The organism is Streptomyces sp. NPDC005808 (genome assembly GCF_042871385.1).
Taxonomy (GTDB): domain Bacteria; phylum Actinomycetota; class Actinomycetes; order Streptomycetales; family Streptomycetaceae; genus Streptomyces.
The window spans coordinates 504,793-523,447 of the sequence record NZ_JBIAIK010000004.1; the positions used below are offsets into that span (position 1 = coordinate 504,793).

Genomic DNA, 18,655 nt, shown 5'->3' on the forward strand with positions numbered 1-18,655 from the left:
CGCCATACTGGGGCAATGTTCCGCCAGCTCCCCATCAGCCGCCTCACGCCTCCCGACTGGCTGGTCAGGAACCTCAAACCGCAACCGGCCCCGATCCCCTGGGCCGCCGTCGCCCGCGCCGCGATCGCGATGACCCTGCCGCTCGCCATCGGCCTCGCCGCCGGACAGCCGGGGTACGGCGCCCTCGCCTCCATGGGCACCCTGTCAGGAGTCATCAGCGACACCGCCGACGCCTACCGCATGCGGATCCTCAACATCGCCGTCCCCCAGCTCTTCGGCGCGATCGGCGTCACCATCGGCACCCTCGCGTTCGGACACGGCTGGGTCACCGTGGGCGCCGTCACCCTCGTCGCACTCCTGTCGGGGATGATCTCGTCGATCGGCGCCGTGGCCTCCGTGTCCGGCCTGCTGCTGCTCCTCTACTGTGCGATCGGCGCCGGGCTTCCCCTGCCGGGCCAGTGGTGGCTGGCGCCGCTGCTGATGTCCGGCGGCGGGCTCCTCGTACTCGCCCTGGCGCTGCTCGCCTGGCCGCTGCGGTCGGGGGTGCCCGAACGGGCCGCGGTGGCCGCGAGCTACCGGACGGTGGCGGATCTGCTCGCCGCGAGCGGGACCGCGAAGTACGACGACCTCCGCCTCGCCGTCACCGAGTCCTTCAACCAGTCCTACGACCTGATCCTCGCCCGGCGCGCCTTCCACCACGGCCGTAACCCTGAACTGGTGCGCCTGCTCGCCCAGTTGAACGCCGTGACACCCGTCGTGGAAGCGGCTCCGGCGGCCCACCAGTACGGGAAGCCGCTGCCGGCCGAAGTACCCGCCGCCCTGCGGCACCTCGCCGAGGCCGTGGAGACCGGCCACCGCGGCCCGACAGTGCTCAAGCTCCCCCTGCCCGAGAACGAGACCGCGCGCGCCGTCGACCACGCCCTGCGGCACGCGGCCGCCGTGGTGACCCACCGGACGCCGGACGCACGCAATGCCGCCGACCCGCTCGGGAGGCCCGCCGCCCTGCATGTCCGCGCCGCCCGCACCGCGCGCAACGTCGTCCTGTCCGGCGCCTCCTGGCGCTACGGCCTGCGCCTGGCCCTGTGCATCGGGCTCGCGCAGGTCCTCGTCTCGATCGTCCCGGTGCCGCGCTCGTACTGGGTCGCCCTCACCGTCACCTTCGTGATGAAGCCCGACTTCGGCTCCGTCTTCTCCCGGGCGCTGCTGCGCGCGCTGGGCACGGTCGCGGGGCTCGTCGTCGCGGCCGGGGTCCTCGCCGTCGTACCGCTCGGCTGGTGGGACGTGCCCGCGATGTTCGTCCTGGCGCCGCTCATCCCGGCGTTGACCCGGCGCGGATACGGCTACCAGACCGCCGCCGTCACCCCGGTGATCCTGCTGCTCTCCGACGTCCTCAACCACCAGGGCACCGCGCTCCTGGTGCCGCGCCTGGTCGACTCCCTCCTGGCGTGCGCGATCGCCATCGTCGCCGGATATCTGCTGTGGCCGGAGAGCTGGCACACCCGGGTCGGCGACCGGCTCGCGGACGCGGTCGCGGACACCGCCGAGTATGTGGAGCACGCCGTCGGAGACGACGCCGACTCCGCCGCCCGCGCCCGGATGCGGCGCGGCCTCTACCGCGATCTCTCCGTCATCCGTACGGAGTTCCAGCGCGCCCTCACCGAACCGCCGCCGAACGGCCGGCGCGCCGCCGCCTGGCTGCCGCTCGTCGTCGCCGTGGAACGGATCGTCGACGCGACGACAGCGGCCGGGGTACGCATCCGGCACGGCGCCGCCCGGCCCTCGTCCGGCGAGATCAGCCAAGTCGCCCTGCAGCTACGGGAGTTGTCCGAGGGGCTGCGCAAGACCGACGTGCTCTTCGAGGTCCGCACCGACCTCACCGGGCCTTCGGGCAGCGTCCTGGAGCCACTGCGGCAGGAGGTCGCGGCGGCCCGGGCGATCACGTCGCAGCACTGACAGCCGGTGGTACGAGGACGGGGGCACCCCTCGGCCAAGGGGCGCCCCCGTCCTCGGTGGCTACTGCTGTCCGACGCCGGTGTCGGTCGGACGCCGGTGTCGGTCGGACGCCGGCGTTCGTCAGACGCCGATGTCGGTCAGACGCCGATGTCGCAGCCGTCCTTGCGCCACACGGAGACGACGGCCGGGCGGACGATCTTGCCGGGGCCGTCGGGCCAGATGCTCGCCGGCTTCTCGACGGTCGCGCCGCTGATCTCGCCCGGGTGCTGGACGGAGACGAGCACACGCCGGTCCTGGACGAGCGGACCGCAGGTCTCGGCGCCGTGCGGGACGGTCAGGAACTGCTTCAGCTCACCGCGCCGGTCGCCCTTGGTCGCGACACCGAACAGGCCGTCGTGCGAGCCGAGTTGGTTGCCGTCGGTGGAGATCCACAGGTTGCCGTGCGGGTCGAAGGCCACGTTGTCCGGGCAGGAGATCGGGCTGACCTTCTCCTTCGGGAAGCCCGCGAAGTAGGTGGCCGGGTCGGTCGGGTCGCCCGCGACGAGGAACAGCGACCAGCCGAAGGTCGTGCTCTCGGGGCGGTTGCGGTACTCGGTGAGCTCGAGGACGTGCCCGTGCTTGTTGGCGTTGCGCGGGTTGGCCTCGTCGGCCTTGGCGTTGCTGCCGACACCGCGGTTGGTGTTGTTCGTCAGCGCGACGTACACCTTGCCACTGGTCGGCGACGGCTCGATGTCCTCGGGGCGGTCCATCTTGGTCGCGCCGACCTTGTCACCGGCCAGGCGCGTGAAGACGTACACCTCCTCGGCGGTCATGCCCTCGACGTGCGAGACGGCGCCCTTCGCGGTGGCGGTCGCGAGCGGGATCCACACGCCGCCGCCGTCGAACTCGCCGTCGGCGGGCAGCTTGCCGGTGCCGTCGATCTCGGCCGCCGGGGAGTCGCCGGTGAGCTTGGCGACGTACAGGGTGCCCTCGTCGAGCAGGGTGAGGTTGTGCTCGCGGACCGAGCGCGAGCTGCCCTTCTTCATCTTCTTGCTGCCGACGAACTTGTAGAAGTAGTCGAAGCGCTCGTCGTCACCGGAGTACAGGACCGGGCGGCCGTCGTCCGTGAGGCGGGCGGTCGCACCCTCGTGCTTGAAGCGGCCAAGGGCGGTGCGCTTGCGGGGCGTGGAGGTGGGGTCGTACGGGTCCAGCTCGACGACCCAGCCGTGGCGGTGGACCTCGTTCGGCTCCTGGGCGACGTCGAAGCGCTTGTCGAAACGCTCCCACTTGCGCTCGGTGGCGCCGGTGCCGATGCCGTAGCGGGCGTCGGTGGGACGGCTGCTGTTGGCGAAGTACTGGTTGAAGTTCTCCTCGCCGTGCAGCGTCGTGCCCCAAGGGGTCTCGCCGCCCGCGCAGTTGTTGAGCGTGCCGAGGACCTTCGTGCCGGTCGGGTCGGCGGAGGTCTTGAGGAGGGCCGAGCCGGCGGCCGGTCCGGTCACCTTGAACTCGGTGGTCGCGGTCACCCGGCGGTTGAGCGGGTGACGGGGGACCGCGGTCAGCTTGCCGCTCCGCTCGTCCTCCTCCACCACGACGACGGACAAGCCGTGCGCCGCCCAGGCGATCTCGGCCTGCTCACGGGTCGGGTTCGCGGCGTCGTACGCCCTGAACATCAGGATCTCGTCCGTGTACTCGTGGTTCGCCACGAGGATCTGGCGGCCTCGCTCGCCGGGGAGCGGAAGCAGCGCCAGGAAGTCGTTGTTGTAGCCGAACTGGCCCGCCTGCGCCGCGGCGGTCTGCCGGTCCGGGTCGAACGCGGGGGCGCCGCGGAGGATGGGCTCGCCCCAGCGGATCACGACGTTCTGGGCGTACCCGTCGGGGATCACCACAGCGTCGGTGAGGTTGGGGGCGACGGGCGTGAAGCGGAGGCCGCGCGCCGCCTTGTCGCTCTTCGAGGTCGTCTCGACGGTCGCTGCCTGCGCCTGCGGGGCGCCGGTGCCGACGACGGCTGCGCCTGTCGCCGTCGCGACGGTCACGACGGCCGCGGCTCGCATCATCGAACGGCGGCTCAGCGCGGTGGCGATGACGTCACCGACGTACTCGTTCTCGGTCGGGTTCGGTATGTCATGGAAACAGGCGTTGCCACAGCGGTAAAGACAGGTCATCGCCGACCTGCCGCCGGGATGCGATTCGGGCGTTCCGATCAATGGCAGAAGTCTGCGCACTTTGCTCTCCCCATGCGGTCCCTTGGTTTCAGCGTGACGCTAGATGGTGCGTATGTGCGGAAACAGGCCACCGGGGTGAACGAGGGGTGAACCCGTGGGGTCCTGAGGGGGGTTGAGGCTACGCGGGTAGCTTCCGCGAGGACTGATCGAGGGTGCCGGCACGGCGGGTCGCGGGTCGCGTCGGGGACGCGGTCTTGACGAGTGCGGCCCTCATACTCCGCCCCTGCCCAAGATCACCATCTGTGACCGCTAACCTTACGTGTCCGTCCTGGCCAGGGATTGACGGGCACCAACTCACGCGAAGGGTTGCGCACATGGGCATTCTCACCGTCTTGCGGAATGCGTTCGGCCGCTCACGCAAGGGCCGTGACACCGACGGGGAGACCTCGCGGGAGGCTTCGACTCCGACGGTTCCGGCACAGGTTTCCGCACAGGCTCCCGGGCCGGAGGCCGAGCCGAAGATTCCGGCACCGTCCTCCGAACTCCGGCAGGAACCAGCCACGGAACTCCCGGCTCCGGCCCCCGAGCCCCATCCGTCCGTTGTGGACGAGCTGGTGTCGGCGGCGTTCGACAATGTGACGGTTCCTTCGGCTCGGACTCCGGAGCCGACACCGACACCGACGCCGACACCGACACCGACGCCGACTCCTGCGTCTGAGGCGGAGGTCGCGACGGAGGCTGAGCCCGAACCGGAGGCCGAGGTTGTGGCCGAGCCGGTTGCCGAGGCCGAGGCCGAGGCCGAGGTTGTGGCGGAGACGAAGGCTGAGGCGGAGACGCCTGCGCCGGCGGTTGAGCCCGAGCCGGTCGCCGAGACCGAGCCGGTCGCCGAGGTCACGGAGGTCACCGCGCCGGAAGCCGAGGTCACGGAGGTACCCGAAGCCACGGAGGCGGAGCCGAAGGCCGAAGAGACCCCCGCGCTGGAGGCCGAGGAGACCTCCACGCCGAAGGCCGAATCGACCCCCGAGCCGGAGATCTCGGAGCCGAAGGCCGAAGAAACCCCCGAACCCGCCAAGGCCAAATCGACCCCCGAACCGGAAATCTCGGAGCCGAAGGCCGAAGAAACCCCCGAACCGGAGCCCCAGCCGGAGCCCCAGCCGGAGCCCCAGCCCGAGCCGCAGCCGCTCACCCCGGTCGCCGCCCAGGCAGACGTACCCGCAAGCCTCCTCACCGCCTACGCCGAGGCGGCCACCACCCTCGAGACACAGAACCTCACCGGCACCCGCGCCAAGGTCTACCTCGTGCTCGACCGCTCCGCGAGCATGCGCCCGTACTACAAGGACGGTTCCGCCCAGGCACTCGGCGAGCAGACCCTCGCCCTCGCCGCCCACCTCGACCCCGAGGCCACGGTGCACGTCGTCTTCTTCTCCACGGAGCTGGACGGCACCGGCGAGCTCACCCTCACCGACCACGAGAACAAGGTCGACGAGCTCCACGCGGGCCTCGGCCGCATGGGACGTACGAGCTACCACGTGGCCGTCGAGGAAGTCCTCACGCACTACCAGAAGTCGGACACCACGGCCCCGGCCCTCGTCGTCTTCCAGACGGACGGCGCCCCCGACGCCAAGACCCCCGCCACCCAGTCCCTCACGGACGCGGCGAAGAGCCACCCCTCCGTCTTCTTCTCCTTCGTCGCCTTCGGAGAGACGGACAACAAGGCCTTCGACTACCTCCGCAAGCTGAAGACCGACAACGCGGCCTTCTTCCACGCGGGCCCGACCCCGCGCGAACTGACGGACGCGGAGGTCTACGAGGGCGTACTGGCGAACTGGCGCCCGTAGCCCGACCCGCTGGACAAGCCGATGGAGCCCGGATCTATACCCCGGGCTCCATCTCGGCAATCGTCACCGCCCGTAACCCATGTGAGTCGATCTCCTCCGGACCAGTAGGATTTCGACCATGGCGGCCACTGGATCCGAGAAGCAGGGTGAGAAGGCGTTCTACGTCTCCACCCCCATTTATTACGTCAACGACGCTCCTCACCTGGGCCACGCCTATACGACCGTCGCAGGCGACGTGCTCACGCGCTGGCACCGTCAGCGCGGCGAGAAGGTGTGGTACCTCACCGGCACGGACGAGCACGGTCAGAAGATCATGCGCACCGCGGAGGCGAACGGCGTCAGCCCGCAGGAATGGTGCGACAAGCTCGTCGAGGAGGCCTGGAAGCCGCTCTGGGAGCACCTGGAGATCGCGAACGACGACTTCATCCGCACGACGGAGAAGCGTCACACGGACCGCGTCCAGGAGTTCGTCCAGGATCTCTACGACAAGGGCGAGATCTACAAGGGCGGCTATGAGGGCCCGTACTGCGTCGGCTGCGAAGAGTACAAACTCCCCGGCGACCTCATCGAGGCCGAGGACGGCACGAGGCTGTGTGCCATCCACAAGACGCCGGTGGAACTCCTCAAGGAGGAGAACTACTTCTTCAAGCTGAGCGAGTACGGCGACAAGCTGCTCGCCCACTACGAGGCACATCCCGGCTTCATCCAGCCCGAGTCGGCGCGCAACGAAGTCGTGAACTTCGTACGCCAGGGCCTTCAGGACCTCTCCATCTCCCGCTCCACCTTCGACTGGGGCGTACCGGTCCCCTGGGACGCCAAGCACGTCATCTACGTGTGGATCGACGCGCTGCTGAACTACGCCACGGCCGTGGGCTACAACGAGAACCAGGCCAAGTTCGACGAGACGTTCCCCGCGAACGTCCACCTCGTCGGCAAGGACATCCTCCGCTTCCACGCGATCATCTGGCCGGCGATGCTGATGGCCCAGGGGCTGCCGCTGCCGGGCAAGATCGCCGCCAACGGCTGGCTGATGGTCGGCGGCGAGAAGATGTCGAAGTCGAACCTGACGGGCATCAAACCGCAGGACCTCACCTCCCACTTCGGCGTGGACGCGTACCGCTGGTACTTCCTGCGCGCGATCGCCTTCGGCCAGGACGGTTCGTTCTCCTGGGAGGACTTCTCGGCCCGCTACACGAGCGAGCTTGCGAACGACTACGGCAACCTCGCTTCCCGCGTCGCCGCCATGGTCGGCAAGTACTTCGGCGGTGAACTCCCGGCAGCCGCCGCTGCAAGCCCGGCCGAGGAGGCGATCCAGGACGGCCTGGCGAAGGCAGTCACGGACGCCGACCGCAAGATCGGCGAGGACCTGGACTTCCAGGGCGGCATCACGGCGATCTTCGACTTCGTCAAGCAGGTCAACGGCTACATCACGGAGCAGGAACCGTGGAAGGTGGCCAAGGACACTTCGGAGGAAGGCCAGTCCCGGCTCGCCACAATCCTCTACACGGCGGCGGAATCGCTCCGGGCGGTAGCCGTGCTGCTCAACCCGATCATGCCGGAAACCTCCCAGCGGCTCTGGGACTCCCTGGGCGCGGAGGCCTCCCTCGGCGCGCTCTCGGACCAGAAGGTCACGGACGCGGGCGAATGGGGCACACTTCCGGCAGGCGTGTCGGTGACGAAGGGCGCGATCCTGTTCCCGCGCCTGGAGGAGAAGCCGAGCGCGTAGCGACGGACGAGGACCTGGCGTCGTACAAGGAGCGCTTCGGCGGCGCACCGGAGTAGTCATGACGTAGTGAGGAAGGCCCGGCACCTCGTGGTGCCGGGCCTCTTCACAGAATCCGCCAGGCCGGAAACAGCCCCCGGCGCTGGCATGTTCGCGACCACCCGTATGGTTTCGCCATGGCAGTCCCCGCGGTCATCCCGATCGCCTACCAACCGCACCACCGCACCGAGGCCATCGGCCAGTACGAGGATGGCCAGTTCCTGGCATCGGTCACGTACGCCTTCCCCGAAGGGTTCCGTCCCGACGACGGCTGGGAAGAGCACAAGCGCCTCTACACGGTGCTGCACACTTTCGACGCCGAGGGCCGGTACCGCGACTCGGAGATCTGGTGCGCGGGCACCTGGGCCGAGCAGCACCGCGCCCCGCACGCCGAGGGCTCGGTCCTCGCCCGCGCCGAGGCCCACCTGGGCAAACTCCTGCGAAGCCTCCCCCGGCGCTCCTACACGGACATCGCGATCCGCCCCTTCCAAGTCACCGTCGACGGCGTCCTGTTCGGCCTGGTGATCAAGGAGGACGAGGAGGAGAGCTGGGCCGAGCTCTACCCGGACCGCCTGGCCTTCTCCGAGCCCTGGGACGGCTCGTACGACACCTGAGGTCCGCCCAGGAGCTCTACCCCCGGGCGCGCTGTCCTCCGCCCCCGCCCCCGCCTCCGCCTCCGCCGAAGCCTCCCTCGGGAGCCTCCCCCGCCGTCACCGTGGCGATCTCCTCGGCCGAGCCGAGTTCGCCCGCAGCGGTCAGACCGCCTGTGCTCGTGCCTGAGGCGGAGCCGCCGGAGTGGATCCGGTACTCCTCGCCGCTCTTGACCGCGGAGGAGGAGTAAGTGATGCCCCGGACGGACTTGGAGGTGACGAAGGTGGCCAGGACCTCGCCGTCGGAGTCGACGACGTGCAGGGTGCTGCCCGCGGGGACCGCCGAGTCGACGGTCGCGGAGAGCCAGCCCTGCCCGGACTCGGCGTCAGGCGTGGCGATCCTGCCCCCGCCGTCCGCGGCAAGGACGACGCCCCCGTCGATGGTGAAGGTGCCGTTGACGTCGAGGCCACTCTCGCCGCCGGACGTTTCCGGTCCGTTGACGACGACGGTTCCGCCGGTGATCTCAGCGATGCCGTTGGAGTCGAAGCCGTCGCCGCCGGCGGTGATGACAAGGGTGCCGCCAGTGACGGTCAGCGTGTAGTCACCCACCTCGCTGCCGGCCGCGCCCCTGCCCCCGCCGCCCGAAGTCGCCGTGGCACCCGACGCGTTGACCCCGTCGTCGGTGGCGTTGATCTCCACGCTGCCGCCGTTCACCGCGATGTCAGCTCCCTCCAGCCCTTCGACCGCCGAGGTGATCTTCAGCGATCCCTCGTCGACGATCAGCTCGCCCTCGGCGTGGACCCCGTCGTCACCGCTCGCGGCCATCACCCTCGCGCCGCTGAAGCGGACCGCGCCGTCGCTGTGCACGGCGTCGTCGGATGAGTCGACCGACACGGTGCCGCCCTCCAGGACGTTGATCACGCCGGCCTTGAGTCCCTTCGTGGATGTCTCGTCTGAGGGCTGCGTGCCGCTCCCGTCTCCGCTGTCGACGGTCAGCGTCCCGCCGGTGACCACCATGTCGGTGGCCGCGTCGATGCCGTCGCCCCCGGCGCTGACCTTCAGCGTGCCGCCGCCGACCGCGACGTAACCGGAGTCCGTGTCCTCGGCGTTGTCGGCCTTGAGGCCGTCGCCACCGGCGGTCACGGTGACGTTCCCGCTGTCCAGGATCAGGTAGTCCTTGCCCCGGGCGCCGTCGTCGACGGCGTCGACGGTGAGCGTGCCGGAGGAGATCACCAAGCCGTCCGAGCTCGCGATGCCGTCGTTGCCGTTGCCGTGAACGGTGAGCTTGCCGCCGCCGGTGACCGTCAGGTCGGCGGCGCTGTAGAGCGCGGCGTTGGCCTCGGCGTCGTCGGCGTAGGAGTCGGCGTCGCTCAGGGTGTTGTCGCTGCCGTCGGCCAGGACGACGACGGCCTCGTCCGCCTCGGTGACCTCGATCGCGGCTCCGGAGGCATGCGAGACCGACGCTCCGTCGAGGACCAGCCACACCTTTTCCTCAGGCGCGTTGACGACGATCTGTCCGTCGGTGAGGGTGCCGGCGATCCGGTAGGTGCCGCCTGCCGTGATGGTCACCGTGGAGCCGTCCACCGCCACCCCGTCGCCGTCGGCGGACGCCGAGTCGCCGTCCAGCTCGATCACGACGGCCTCGGACTCCTCCCAGTCGCCGTCGGAGGCCTCCGCGTGCGACTCCTTGTTGTCGGCGAGCACCGCGGCGGCATCCTGGTCACCCTCCACGGCTGCCGACGACTCGCTCGCACCGGGCGTGGCGGAACCGCTCTCGGAGCCGCTGTCGGAGCCGCTCTCGGAGTCACTCCCCGACGAGCATCCGGCCAGTGCCGCGGCGGCCAGCACCGCGGAGGCCAGGGCGCCCACCGCCTTCGTACGAAACCGTCGTGCCGTGTATGCGTGTGTCTTCATGCTGGGCTCCCGTCCAGTGCGGTCGGAAAATGGCGCCGCAGGACGGGCAGCCAGCGGTTCGAGGGAAGTTCCGGGCGCAGGGCGGCGAGCCCGGTGCCGTACTTCGACACCGGGCAGGGCCGGTGCTTCAGCGACCAGAGCAGCCGGTCCGCTCCCGAGCCCGCCCGGCCTGCTTTTGTCTCGACGATGGTCCGGTCCGGGGTGCGCAGTGCGGTGCCTTCGGGCAGCATCCACGTCAGGTCGGTGTCGGCGGTCAGCCTGCTTCCGGTGGCCGGGAGGAAGATGGTCGTGCGCCGGTAGTAGGTGGTCAGCGTGGGCACGAACCGGTAGCTGCCGGAGTCGATCCCGGACTCGGCGAGCGCCGTGTCGGCGTACGCCCGCGCCTCGGCTCCGAGCCGCCCCAACTCGCCCTCGTACGGGATGCGTTGCTTGACCGTGGTGCCCCGCGGGCCCCGCGTCTTGACCTCGAAGAAGTGCCGGCCGGAGTCGAGACCGGAGTCGAGATACGTACGGATCCGCAGCTTGAACCGGCGTCGCCTGCGGCGGGCTGCGCTCAGGTAGCCGTCCATCTCGGGGGTGTCGAAGTAGACGGACCGGTACGCGAACTGCCGTGCGCCGTCGATCTCCAGGACCTGGGCGTCCTCGTCGAGGCCGCCGAGCACGAAGGGCAGATCGGCTGTGGGCAGCATGTACTTGCGGTCGAAACGCGTCAGCAGCGAGGCCTGCGCGACGAGTTCGTCGAGCCCGATCGGCCGCAGTGTGCCGACGACCGTGCCGACGGAGTCGAGGGCGGTCACGCGTGGGCTCCCCGCTCGGTGCGGGACCCGAGATCCTTCGGCGGCCGGGAGGCGGCGGGGACGACGTACCGCACCTCGACCTGAGTCGTGTCATTGACCAGGTCGATGCCCCGCACCGAGAGGTTCACCACCCGTCCGCCCAGCAGCACTTCGAGGTATGCGCGCAGAGCGCGCTCGTCGGTGTACGCGGAGTCCAGGCGCAGGTTCTGCTGCCGGTAGCGCGGGAACAGCCGGGGGTGGTCGCCGACAAAGAGCGTGCCCACAACCAGCAGCATCAGCCCGGCATGGAGGAGGCCGAGGGACTCCGAGAGCCCGGCCAGCAGGCCGAGAGCCAGCGCCGAGAAGTAGTACGCGATCTCGTGCTGGGCGATCTCGTACGACCGGAGCCGGATGATCGACAGGACCCCGAACAGACCCATCCCCATGCCGATCCCGACCGGTGTGGAGCCGAGCACCATTGCCACGGCGAGCACACCGACGTTCACGCCCAGGAACGCCGCCACCATGTCCCGGCGGTGGTGGCGGGGGAAGTAGATCGCGAAGGCAAGCACGGAGACGGAGACGAGGTCGGCCGCCACAAGAAGCAACATGCACTGACAGTCGTGGGTCTCCCTTTGAGGTTCCTTTACCTCCTCTTAACGAAACTTGAGAAGTATGAAGGGCGAAGCAAGGGTGAACTGAAGCAAAGGTGACTGGCAGGTCTGCTCAGCCGTCCGGAACCTGCCCCGGGTCGCCGCGCGCGCCGCCGTGCGCGCGGCGAGCCGCGGGTCTCAGGAGGGTGTCAGTGACCCTTCCTGCTCGTCGGGAGGCCGTTCAGGGCGCCGATCGTGTTCAGGTCGCCCTTGGATTTGATGACGGCGCGGAGCACGTCCGTCGGTCCGACCAACTGGTCCCAGTCGTCGGTCCAGGAGAAGTTGGCGCCGTTCGTGACGCCCAGCGTCTCCCAGACGTCGCCGTCCGTGGTCACGACCTTCACCGAGGAGTCGTTGCCCTGGGCCGCGATGGAGATGCCGCAGGCGTCGTCCGGGAAGTTCCCGTTGTCGCTGAGGTCCGTCCACGAATAGGCGCCCGGCGTCGGGGTGTTGCTCCTGCGCCCGGCGTACGCCACGCCGTCCACGAGCACGGCGCTGAACTCCTCCGAGCCCGAGGGCGCGTAGGTGTCGATGTCGGTGCAGGGTCCCGTGGCGCCTGTGGCACCCGTCGGGCCTGTGGCGCCCGTGGCACCGGCTCCGGGCCCGGTCGGACCTGTCGCGCCGGTCGGACCCGTCGCACCCGCACCCGTCGCGCCGGTCGGGCCCGTGGGCCCCGTAGGCCCTGTCGGTCCGACCTGGCACTTGTCGTGGGCGCCGTCGGCCACGGGCCCGACGGCCATCCCCTTCGGCCTCGGCTTGGGCTTCGGCTTCTTGCAGGGGTCCCCGGTCGACGGGCTCGACACGGCGGTCTCGTTGGCCGGATCGGCAGCGGGCGCCTTTGCGCCCGCGGGGGTCGCGATGCTCGAGAGCAGGAGGGCGAGCGAGGCGATGGTGCCGCCGGTCAGCCAGGCGTTCCGTCGGGGAAGCGGACCGAACGGGGATCGGTTCCGTTTTTCAGGACTCATGCACTGCTCCTCATGGTTCTGATCGAGTGATGTCACGGAAGCACGTTCGAAATTCCATTCCGGAAGCACGTTCGAGCTTCCTTCGGCAACATCGGATCGAAGGAGCAACGCCTTAAGAGTCCTGCAGAGGGATCAACATATCGGCGTACCGGGAATCTCCGATGGGTGCGTGCGCGGCAGCGAATTCGGAGCTGCGTACCGGCGAGCCTTCACACGGCCCATGACTCCCGTGCCTAGGGTCTCCCGCGCCGAATCGCCGGGAGTGGTGTTGCCGTGCGGGCGCCCGTCTGCCTCTGCTCGATCGTCAGCAGCGAGTCGGCAGCGAGTCGGCAGCGAGTCGGCAGCGAGTCGGCAGCGAGTCGGCAGCGAAGTCGAGAATTATCGAACGTTGTCTCGAATTCGTGCGCTGTCGGTGGGGTCAGGCGTCGACCAGTTCGCCCGCGCCCGGTTTGCGCCGGGCGAATTCGAGATTGCGGATCACGCGCTCGCGCTGCCCGTCGGGCAGCTTCCCGCCGTCGAGGAGTCGCTCGCAGCAGGCCATGGACTCCTCGTACTCCCCGGCCCAGTACGCCGCCACGGCGAGCTCGTCGAGTGCGCGCCAGTCGTACCACTCGAACTCGACGAACAGGATGTCGCTCGGATACGGGATCTGCGCCGCGGCCCTCGCGAAGAGGTGGGCCAGCGGCCAGCGCGGGCCGCTTTCCCGGCAGAAGCGCGCCAGATCACCCAGCGCTTCGGCGCGTGAGGGCCGGCTCTCGTGCGCGCGGAGATAGCGGTCGATCACCTCGGCGGCCGGCCTGTCGAGACCTGCCGCGAGCCGTGCGGCATAGAGGTGCGCGCAGAAGACCTCCTCGTCCCACCCGCCCATGGCCGCCCGGCGGTCGTACGCGGCGAGTGCCTTCTCCGGTTCGCCGGCGTCGCGCCAGCTCTGTGCGAGATAGAAGACGTAGCGGGCGTTGTCGGGCTCCTTGACCAGGCCTTCCTCCAGGATCTCCGCGTCACGCAGGTACTTCTTCCGCTGACCCTCCCTCAGCCGCGCGCCGCCTCCCACGGAGAGGATGTTGGCGCCCTTGAACGTCCCCCGGCTGTACGGCGTTCCGCAGTCGAGGTACTCGTGCAGGACGCCGACATAGCGCCAGGGCAGCCGGGTCGAGACCAGGGCCGGGCGCCAGTGGACGATCGGCCCGTCGTGGAGGGCGACCCGGTAGGCGTCGTGTGTCAGCTCCGGCATACGGAACCCCTCCTCCACCTCCATCAAGTCGTCGGCGTCGATGAACAGCAGGTAGTCCGCACGGTTGCGGGCGAGGTCGATCGCCTCGCTACGGCTCCCGTCGAACCCCTTCCAGGGGCGCTCGTGCAGGGCACCGGGCAGTCCTCCGAGAACCTCACGGATGACGTCCTGGGTGCCGTCGGTGGAACCGGTGTCCACGATCACCCACGTATCGATCAGGGGGCGGACGGATTCCAGACAACGGCGAATCACCGGTGCTTCGTCCTTGACGATCATGTTCAGACATACCGTTTGATTCACGGTCCACATCAAATTCCAGCTCCCCGGCATGAATGCCTGAGGCGCGCCGAGCCGAAACGGGGACGGTGTGTGTCGCTGACCCCGATCCAAATACGCCTGGATACGCTCTCGGCGTCGTGTCGGCCAACGCACCTCACCACGATCGGGGAATGCATGCCCATCAGTGAATGGCCAGGAAAACTGAGGGATTACGCACGGCCCAGGAACCGAGTGGCGGCGGCCGCGGCAATGGCTTTCGCCGTCACGGGGATCGGCTCGGCGCTGACCTGGATTTCGGTCTCCCTGACCGCAGAAGGTTCCGATTCCAAGCCGCGGGCCACGTGTTCCTACACGCCCACCGAACGCGGCAAGCCTTCCGGCACCTCCGGCACCTCTGGCACCCCCGGCACTTCCGACACCCCAGGCACCCCAGGCACCCCAAGCACCCCAAGCACCCCCGTCATCCCCGTCATCCCCGTCATCCCCGTCTTCGACGCCGAAAAGGCCGCCCGCCCGTTGACAGCCACCTTGGTCACCAACCGGGGAGAGATCACGCTCAAGGCCTTGACCGGTGACGCGCCCTGCACGACCAACTCGTTCTCCTTCCTTGCCCGCAAGGGGTACTTCGACGGCAGCGAATGCCACCGCGTCACCACCCGCGGTATCTACGTCCTGGAATGCGGAGACACGAAGGGGGACGGCAAAGCCGACCCCGGGTACTTCTTCCCCGACGAGAATCTGGACGGCGCCGACTATCCGGCGGGCACGGTGGCGATGGCCAAGGCGGCACCGGGGAGGAATGGAAGCCAGTTCTTCATCAGTTACGCCGATCCGGACGTCGGCTTGCCGTCCCAGTGGACTCCGTTCGCGAAGGTCGTCGGAGGAACGGACGTGCTGCAGGAGATCGGCATGGCCGGGACGTCGGACGGATCCACCGACGGCAGGCCGCGCAAGCCCGTCGTCATCGAGTCGGTGGTCCTGCGGTAAGCCTGGGGCTCGAAGTCGGACGGGGGCCCCGTCAGCCCGAGCGGGTGAGCAGTACGAAACCGTCCTGTTCCGCCGCGGTGCGGTACCCCTGGGTGCGGGCACGGTCCAGGGAGATTTTCTCCTCCCCGAAACTCTGCGGCCAGCGCCGATGCTGCGGTACCAGGGTGTCCACCATGATCCACTCCGGGTCGGGGCGGCTGTCGGCCCAGCCGTAGAGGCTGGCGCTCGTACGGCCGGTGAGCTGGGGCACAAGCTGGTTGGACGCCTGGACCGTCGCGCCGTCGGGGATGCGGTCCATGAGGCCGTGCGCGACGGCGACCCGAGGATCGGACCGCCAGGTCTCCGGCTCGACCAGCTGCCACAGCGGGTACTGGGGAAGGATCACGGCCGTGATCGCGGCCGAGCCCACGACGTAGCGCCGCAGGCTCACCCCGCTCGGCTGCCTCCGGACCAGGGCATCGACGAAGGCGGCGAAGACGATCGGCATCAGCACGAGCGAATAGTGGTAGCTGGTGCCCCAGTGGGTGGAGAGCCCGGAGGCGAAGCGCCAGACCAGGGTCGGCAGCGCGACCCACAACAGCGGGGACCGCAGAGCCAGGAACAGCGTGGGAGCCAGCAGGAACAGCAGGGTCGTGACCTTGGCGTCGGGGGTGACGAGACCGATGGTGGCCTTGTACAGCAGATCCGGCAGCCCGCTCTCCCCGCCGCCTTCCGGACCTGTCGTCAGCCAGTGCGAATACGCGTAGGACCCCTGCGGGTTGAAGGCGGGCAGAATCACCAGCATCGCCAGAGCCGTTCCGGCCAGACCGGCCGCGGCGGTGGCGATCCCCAGCCTGCGGTCCCCCCGCCGGGCGATGAGGAAGCCGATCACGGCCACGGTGAGGCCGAGGTCCTCCTTGACCAGCAGCAAGGGCAAGGCCCAGCACGCCGCGGCACGCAGCCGGTCGCTGCCCAGAGCAGCCAGTGAGCACGCGAGGAGCGGAACGGCGAAGGCCACCTCATGGAAGTCGACGCCGACCGCACTCGCGATGCCCCAGGACAGGCCGTAACAGGTGCCGATGACCGCCGCGGCACCGGATCCCAGTGCCCGACGGGCCCACATGGCCAGCGGCAGAACGCTCGCGGCGATCAGCGCCGCCTGCACCACGAGCAGGACCTGGGGCGAGGGCCAGAGCCGGTACAACGGAGCGACGAGGGCGAGCACGGGGTGGAAATGGTCCCCGAGGACGGGGAAGTCCGGCCCCTTCACTTCGGACACGGGAAGGTGCCCGTCCGCGTAGGACCGGATGACCTGTTCGAAGATTCCCAGGTCGAAGGCGTTGGAGAGCATCCGCTGATGGAGACGGAGGGACAGCGTCATGTACGTGAAGAACAGCGCTCCCGCAAGGACCCAGCTCCACCACGGAATCCCGGACCGACTCCTGGGAGGATCCTCTGCTCGCGCCTGTTTGTCGTTGTCGGGCTGTGACTGCCGAGGCGGGAGCGTGGCGCTGTCGGCGGGGGAGGCCTGCATGACGGTGCCTTTCCAGAAACGGCTACAGCGTCCGAAGGCCCCTCAAGATGCCAGCATTTTCCTGGCCCCGACTCTGAACGATCTCCCCTGCGGGCAGAATCCTCCGAACAGCCGAACTACCGCCCCGGCCCGGCATCCACCGGCGCGGGTCACGAATTCGGCATTCGGTCCCGTGCTGGCGAGTCGACCGAACTCGACGACGAACGGGCACCTTTCTGCCCGTTCATGCCGGCCCGCATACGGTTCACCGAGCAGCGTCTCGCGGCGGAGTCACCCCAGTTGCGCACTGACGTGGTCGATCACCTCGTTGAACTCCTTCGTCGGCGAGAAGTCCACGTACTCGCAGTCCTCAAGTGCCAGCGGGACGTGACCCGGCGCCCAGTAGAAGGCCTGTCCCGCCTCGTAGGTCTCGTCCCCCTGCTCGGTGCGCATCTTCAGCCGCCCCTTGAGCAGGTAGCCCCAGTGAGGGCACTGGCACGAGTCGCCGGGCAGGCCCTTGACCGCCGGCGTCATGTCCGTACCCGCGGGGAGCCGCGCGAAGGCGACGCTCATGTCTCCCCCGATCTCCTGCGCGCGCAGCTCCACACCGCCGCCTTCGATCGCGACGGGAGTCTCAGTCCGCGTGGTCGCCGTCATGACTCCTCCAGGGTGGGTGGGTCCATGGGCGATCGGCAGATCCGTCCCAGGCATGACCTCGGTAAGGCCTGGTAACGGCTGCCACGGCTGGTACAGATCCGCCGATCACCGCCTACTGTCCAGTCTGGCCCCGGTTGTTGCCTTCGGCCAGTTCCACACAGTGGCTTCCATCCGCGCCGCTGAAGAAGGTCGATTTTGCCACTGAGCCACGTACGTCCGTCAGCTCGTCGGTGCCGGCGTGGAGGGTGACGCCGTCGACTGGGACGGGACCGGGGCGCTGGCGGGGGTCTCTTCGAGGATCACACCCATGGTCAGGCCGGCGTGGACGCCCGTCGTGATCTCGTCCTCGTCGTAGTCGAGGAAGAGCAGGCCGCCCTCGTAACCGTTGTCGGCATAGAACCTGTCGGTGTCCAGCGTCGTGCGGGGCGTCGTGTTCGTGGAGTACGGGGCCACCTGGGCCGCCAGCAGTATCGCCGCCTCTTCGAAGAACAGCTGGCCGGTGTGACAGACGTGGCCGCCCTCGTAGCCGGTGTCCGTCCACGCGCCGTCGACGTGGACCTTGACGTGGATGTGGACGGCGCGGCCTTCGTACCAGCCCGGGAGGATCGACTTGAACGTGACGTAACCGCTCTGATCCGTCTTCCACGCGCCACGCAGGTAGCGCTCGTCGTCGGTCGGTTCCACGTGCCCGCCGCCCGAGGGGCCGTCGCTACCGACGGCCTCGTAGCCGGAGTAGACGCCCATCGCGGTGCAATGCCAGATGTCCACCGCTGCGTTCACGACCGGTTCGCAGGTGTCCGCGTCGATCACCCTGAGCCGGAGGCTCAGCGGGATGCCCTCCTTGTCCTCGGTGATGTCCGCGCGGACCTGCTCCGCGCCCAGGTAGTAGGGGCCCTCGGTGGTCTCCGAGGTGAGGACGTAGCACGCCTCGGCGGCGCTCGGGGAAGCACTCGCGGACACAGTGCCGCTCGCGTCGTCCGCGAAGGCGTTCACCGCCAGGGCGCCGCCCAGCCCCACAGCGGCCACCGTGGCTCCGCCCGCGACGAGGACATCGCGTCGCGTCAGTTTGTTCTGGTACTCGGGTCGCCGATCCATTGTCATGTACGGGAAGTTAGGGAAGAAACCTGAGAGGTTGCGGGGGGTTCCGCTGCCGTCGACCGACTGACGTCGAAAAGGGGCTTGAAACCGACCCCGCGGTTCCGTGGATCTTCGTTTGGATGTAGGCGGAGATCCGCCCCTATATCGGCTTGCCCTGGGGGTGGCGCAGCCGCTCCTGCGTGATTCCCCGCCCACGCAAAAGTGGGGGGGGGGCCGCCCCCCGGGGGCGGCCCCCCCCCCCCCCCCCGGGGGGCGGGGGGGGGGGGGGCGGAGTGGGGGGGGGGCGGCGGGGGGGGCGCCCCCCCCCCCCCGGGGCGC

14 protein-coding genes are annotated in these 18,655 nt (G+C 69.3%); 5 read left to right on the forward strand and 9 right to left on the reverse strand.

The annotated features are described in order from the left end of the window. Positions 1 to 15 precede the first annotated feature (15 nt). A complete protein-coding gene (locus ACFYPC_RS12740) occupies positions 16 to 1,953 on the forward strand; it encodes an FUSC family protein (RefSeq protein ID WP_388674275.1) in 1,938 nt (645 codons plus the stop codon). 137 nt (positions 1,954 to 2,090) lie between these two features. Here ACFYPC_RS12740 and ACFYPC_RS12745 read toward each other — a convergent pair whose 3' ends face one another. Next, positions 2,091 to 4,154 carry a PhoX family protein gene (locus ACFYPC_RS12745; protein WP_388674277.1) on the reverse strand — a complete coding sequence of 688 codons (2,064 nt, stop codon included), beginning with the start codon at positions 4,152 to 4,154 and terminating at the stop codon, positions 2,091 to 2,093. Positions 4,155 to 4,468: 314 nt separating this feature from the next. On the opposite strand from ACFYPC_RS12745, the gene ACFYPC_RS12750 reads away from it, so the two are divergent. The 3 genes from ACFYPC_RS12750 (at position 4,469) to ACFYPC_RS12760 (ending at position 8,308) form a co-directional block, all read left to right on the forward strand. Continuing rightward, positions 4,469 to 5,932 carry a VWA domain-containing protein gene (locus ACFYPC_RS12750; RefSeq protein WP_388674279.1) on the forward strand — a complete coding sequence of 488 codons (1,464 nt, stop codon included), beginning with the start codon at positions 4,469 to 4,471 and terminating at the stop codon, positions 5,930 to 5,932. Between the two features lie 118 nt (positions 5,933 to 6,050). Next, complete coding sequence (gene metG / locus ACFYPC_RS12755; RefSeq protein WP_388674280.1) at positions 6,051 to 7,658, forward strand: methionine--tRNA ligase; 1,608 nt, start codon at positions 6,051 to 6,053, stop codon at positions 7,656 to 7,658. A 173-nt stretch (positions 7,659 to 7,831) separates the two neighbouring features. After that, positions 7,832 to 8,308, forward strand: a complete 477-nt coding sequence (locus ACFYPC_RS12760) for a hypothetical protein (RefSeq protein ID WP_388674281.1) — start codon at positions 7,832 to 7,834, stop codon at positions 8,306 to 8,308. Between the two features lie 16 nt (positions 8,309 to 8,324). Here ACFYPC_RS12760 and ACFYPC_RS12765 read toward each other — a convergent pair whose 3' ends face one another. The 5 genes from ACFYPC_RS12765 to ACFYPC_RS12785 form a co-directional block, all read right to left on the reverse strand. Continuing rightward, positions 8,325 to 10,199 (reverse strand): carbohydrate-binding domain-containing protein, encoded by a 1,875-nt coding sequence (locus ACFYPC_RS12765; RefSeq protein ID WP_388674282.1) that lies wholly within the window; start codon positions 10,197 to 10,199, stop codon positions 8,325 to 8,327. After that, positions 10,196 to 10,996, reverse strand: coding sequence for a VTC domain-containing protein (locus tag ACFYPC_RS12770; protein WP_388674283.1), 801 nt, complete (start codon positions 10,994 to 10,996; stop codon positions 10,196 to 10,198). The genes ACFYPC_RS12765 and ACFYPC_RS12770 overlap by 4 nt, the downstream gene beginning before the upstream one ends. Beyond that, positions 10,993 to 11,586 carry a DUF4956 domain-containing protein gene (locus ACFYPC_RS12775; protein ID WP_388674285.1) on the reverse strand — a complete coding sequence of 198 codons (594 nt, stop codon included), beginning with the start codon at positions 11,584 to 11,586 and terminating at the stop codon, positions 10,993 to 10,995. Before ACFYPC_RS12775 ends, ACFYPC_RS12770 begins: the two co-directional genes overlap by 4 nt. A gap of 191 nt (positions 11,587 to 11,777) precedes the next feature. Further along, positions 11,778 to 12,593, reverse strand: a complete 816-nt coding sequence (locus ACFYPC_RS12780; protein ID WP_388674287.1) for a hypothetical protein — start codon at positions 12,591 to 12,593, stop codon at positions 11,778 to 11,780. A gap of 418 nt (positions 12,594 to 13,011) precedes the next feature. Next, on the reverse strand, positions 13,012 to 14,124 hold the full coding sequence (locus ACFYPC_RS12785) for a glycosyltransferase (protein WP_388674289.1): 1,113 nt from the start codon (positions 14,122 to 14,124) through the stop codon (positions 13,012 to 13,014). Between the two features lie 228 nt (positions 14,125 to 14,352). Here ACFYPC_RS12785 and ACFYPC_RS12790 point away from each other — a divergent pair, with 228 nt between their 5' ends. Next, positions 14,353 to 15,090 (forward strand): peptidylprolyl isomerase, encoded by a 738-nt coding sequence (locus ACFYPC_RS12790; RefSeq protein ID WP_388674291.1) that lies wholly within the window; start codon positions 14,353 to 14,355, stop codon positions 15,088 to 15,090. Positions 15,091 to 15,121: 31 nt separating this feature from the next. On the opposite strand, the gene ACFYPC_RS12795 is transcribed toward ACFYPC_RS12790, so the two are convergent. From ACFYPC_RS12795 to ACFYPC_RS12805, 3 genes are all read right to left on the reverse strand, one after another. Next, a complete protein-coding gene (locus tag ACFYPC_RS12795) occupies positions 15,122 to 16,450 on the reverse strand; it encodes a DUF2079 domain-containing protein (protein WP_388674293.1) in 1,329 nt (442 codons plus the stop codon). 423 nt (positions 16,451 to 16,873) lie between these two features. After that, a complete protein-coding gene (locus ACFYPC_RS12800; RefSeq protein ID WP_388674295.1) occupies positions 16,874 to 17,239 on the reverse strand; it encodes a hypothetical protein in 366 nt (121 codons plus the stop codon). A 219-nt stretch (positions 17,240 to 17,458) separates the two neighbouring features. After that, a complete protein-coding gene (locus tag ACFYPC_RS12805; RefSeq protein ID WP_388674337.1) occupies positions 17,459 to 18,334 on the reverse strand; it encodes a dioxygenase in 876 nt (291 codons plus the stop codon). Between the last annotated feature and the right edge of the window lie 321 nt (positions 18,335 to 18,655).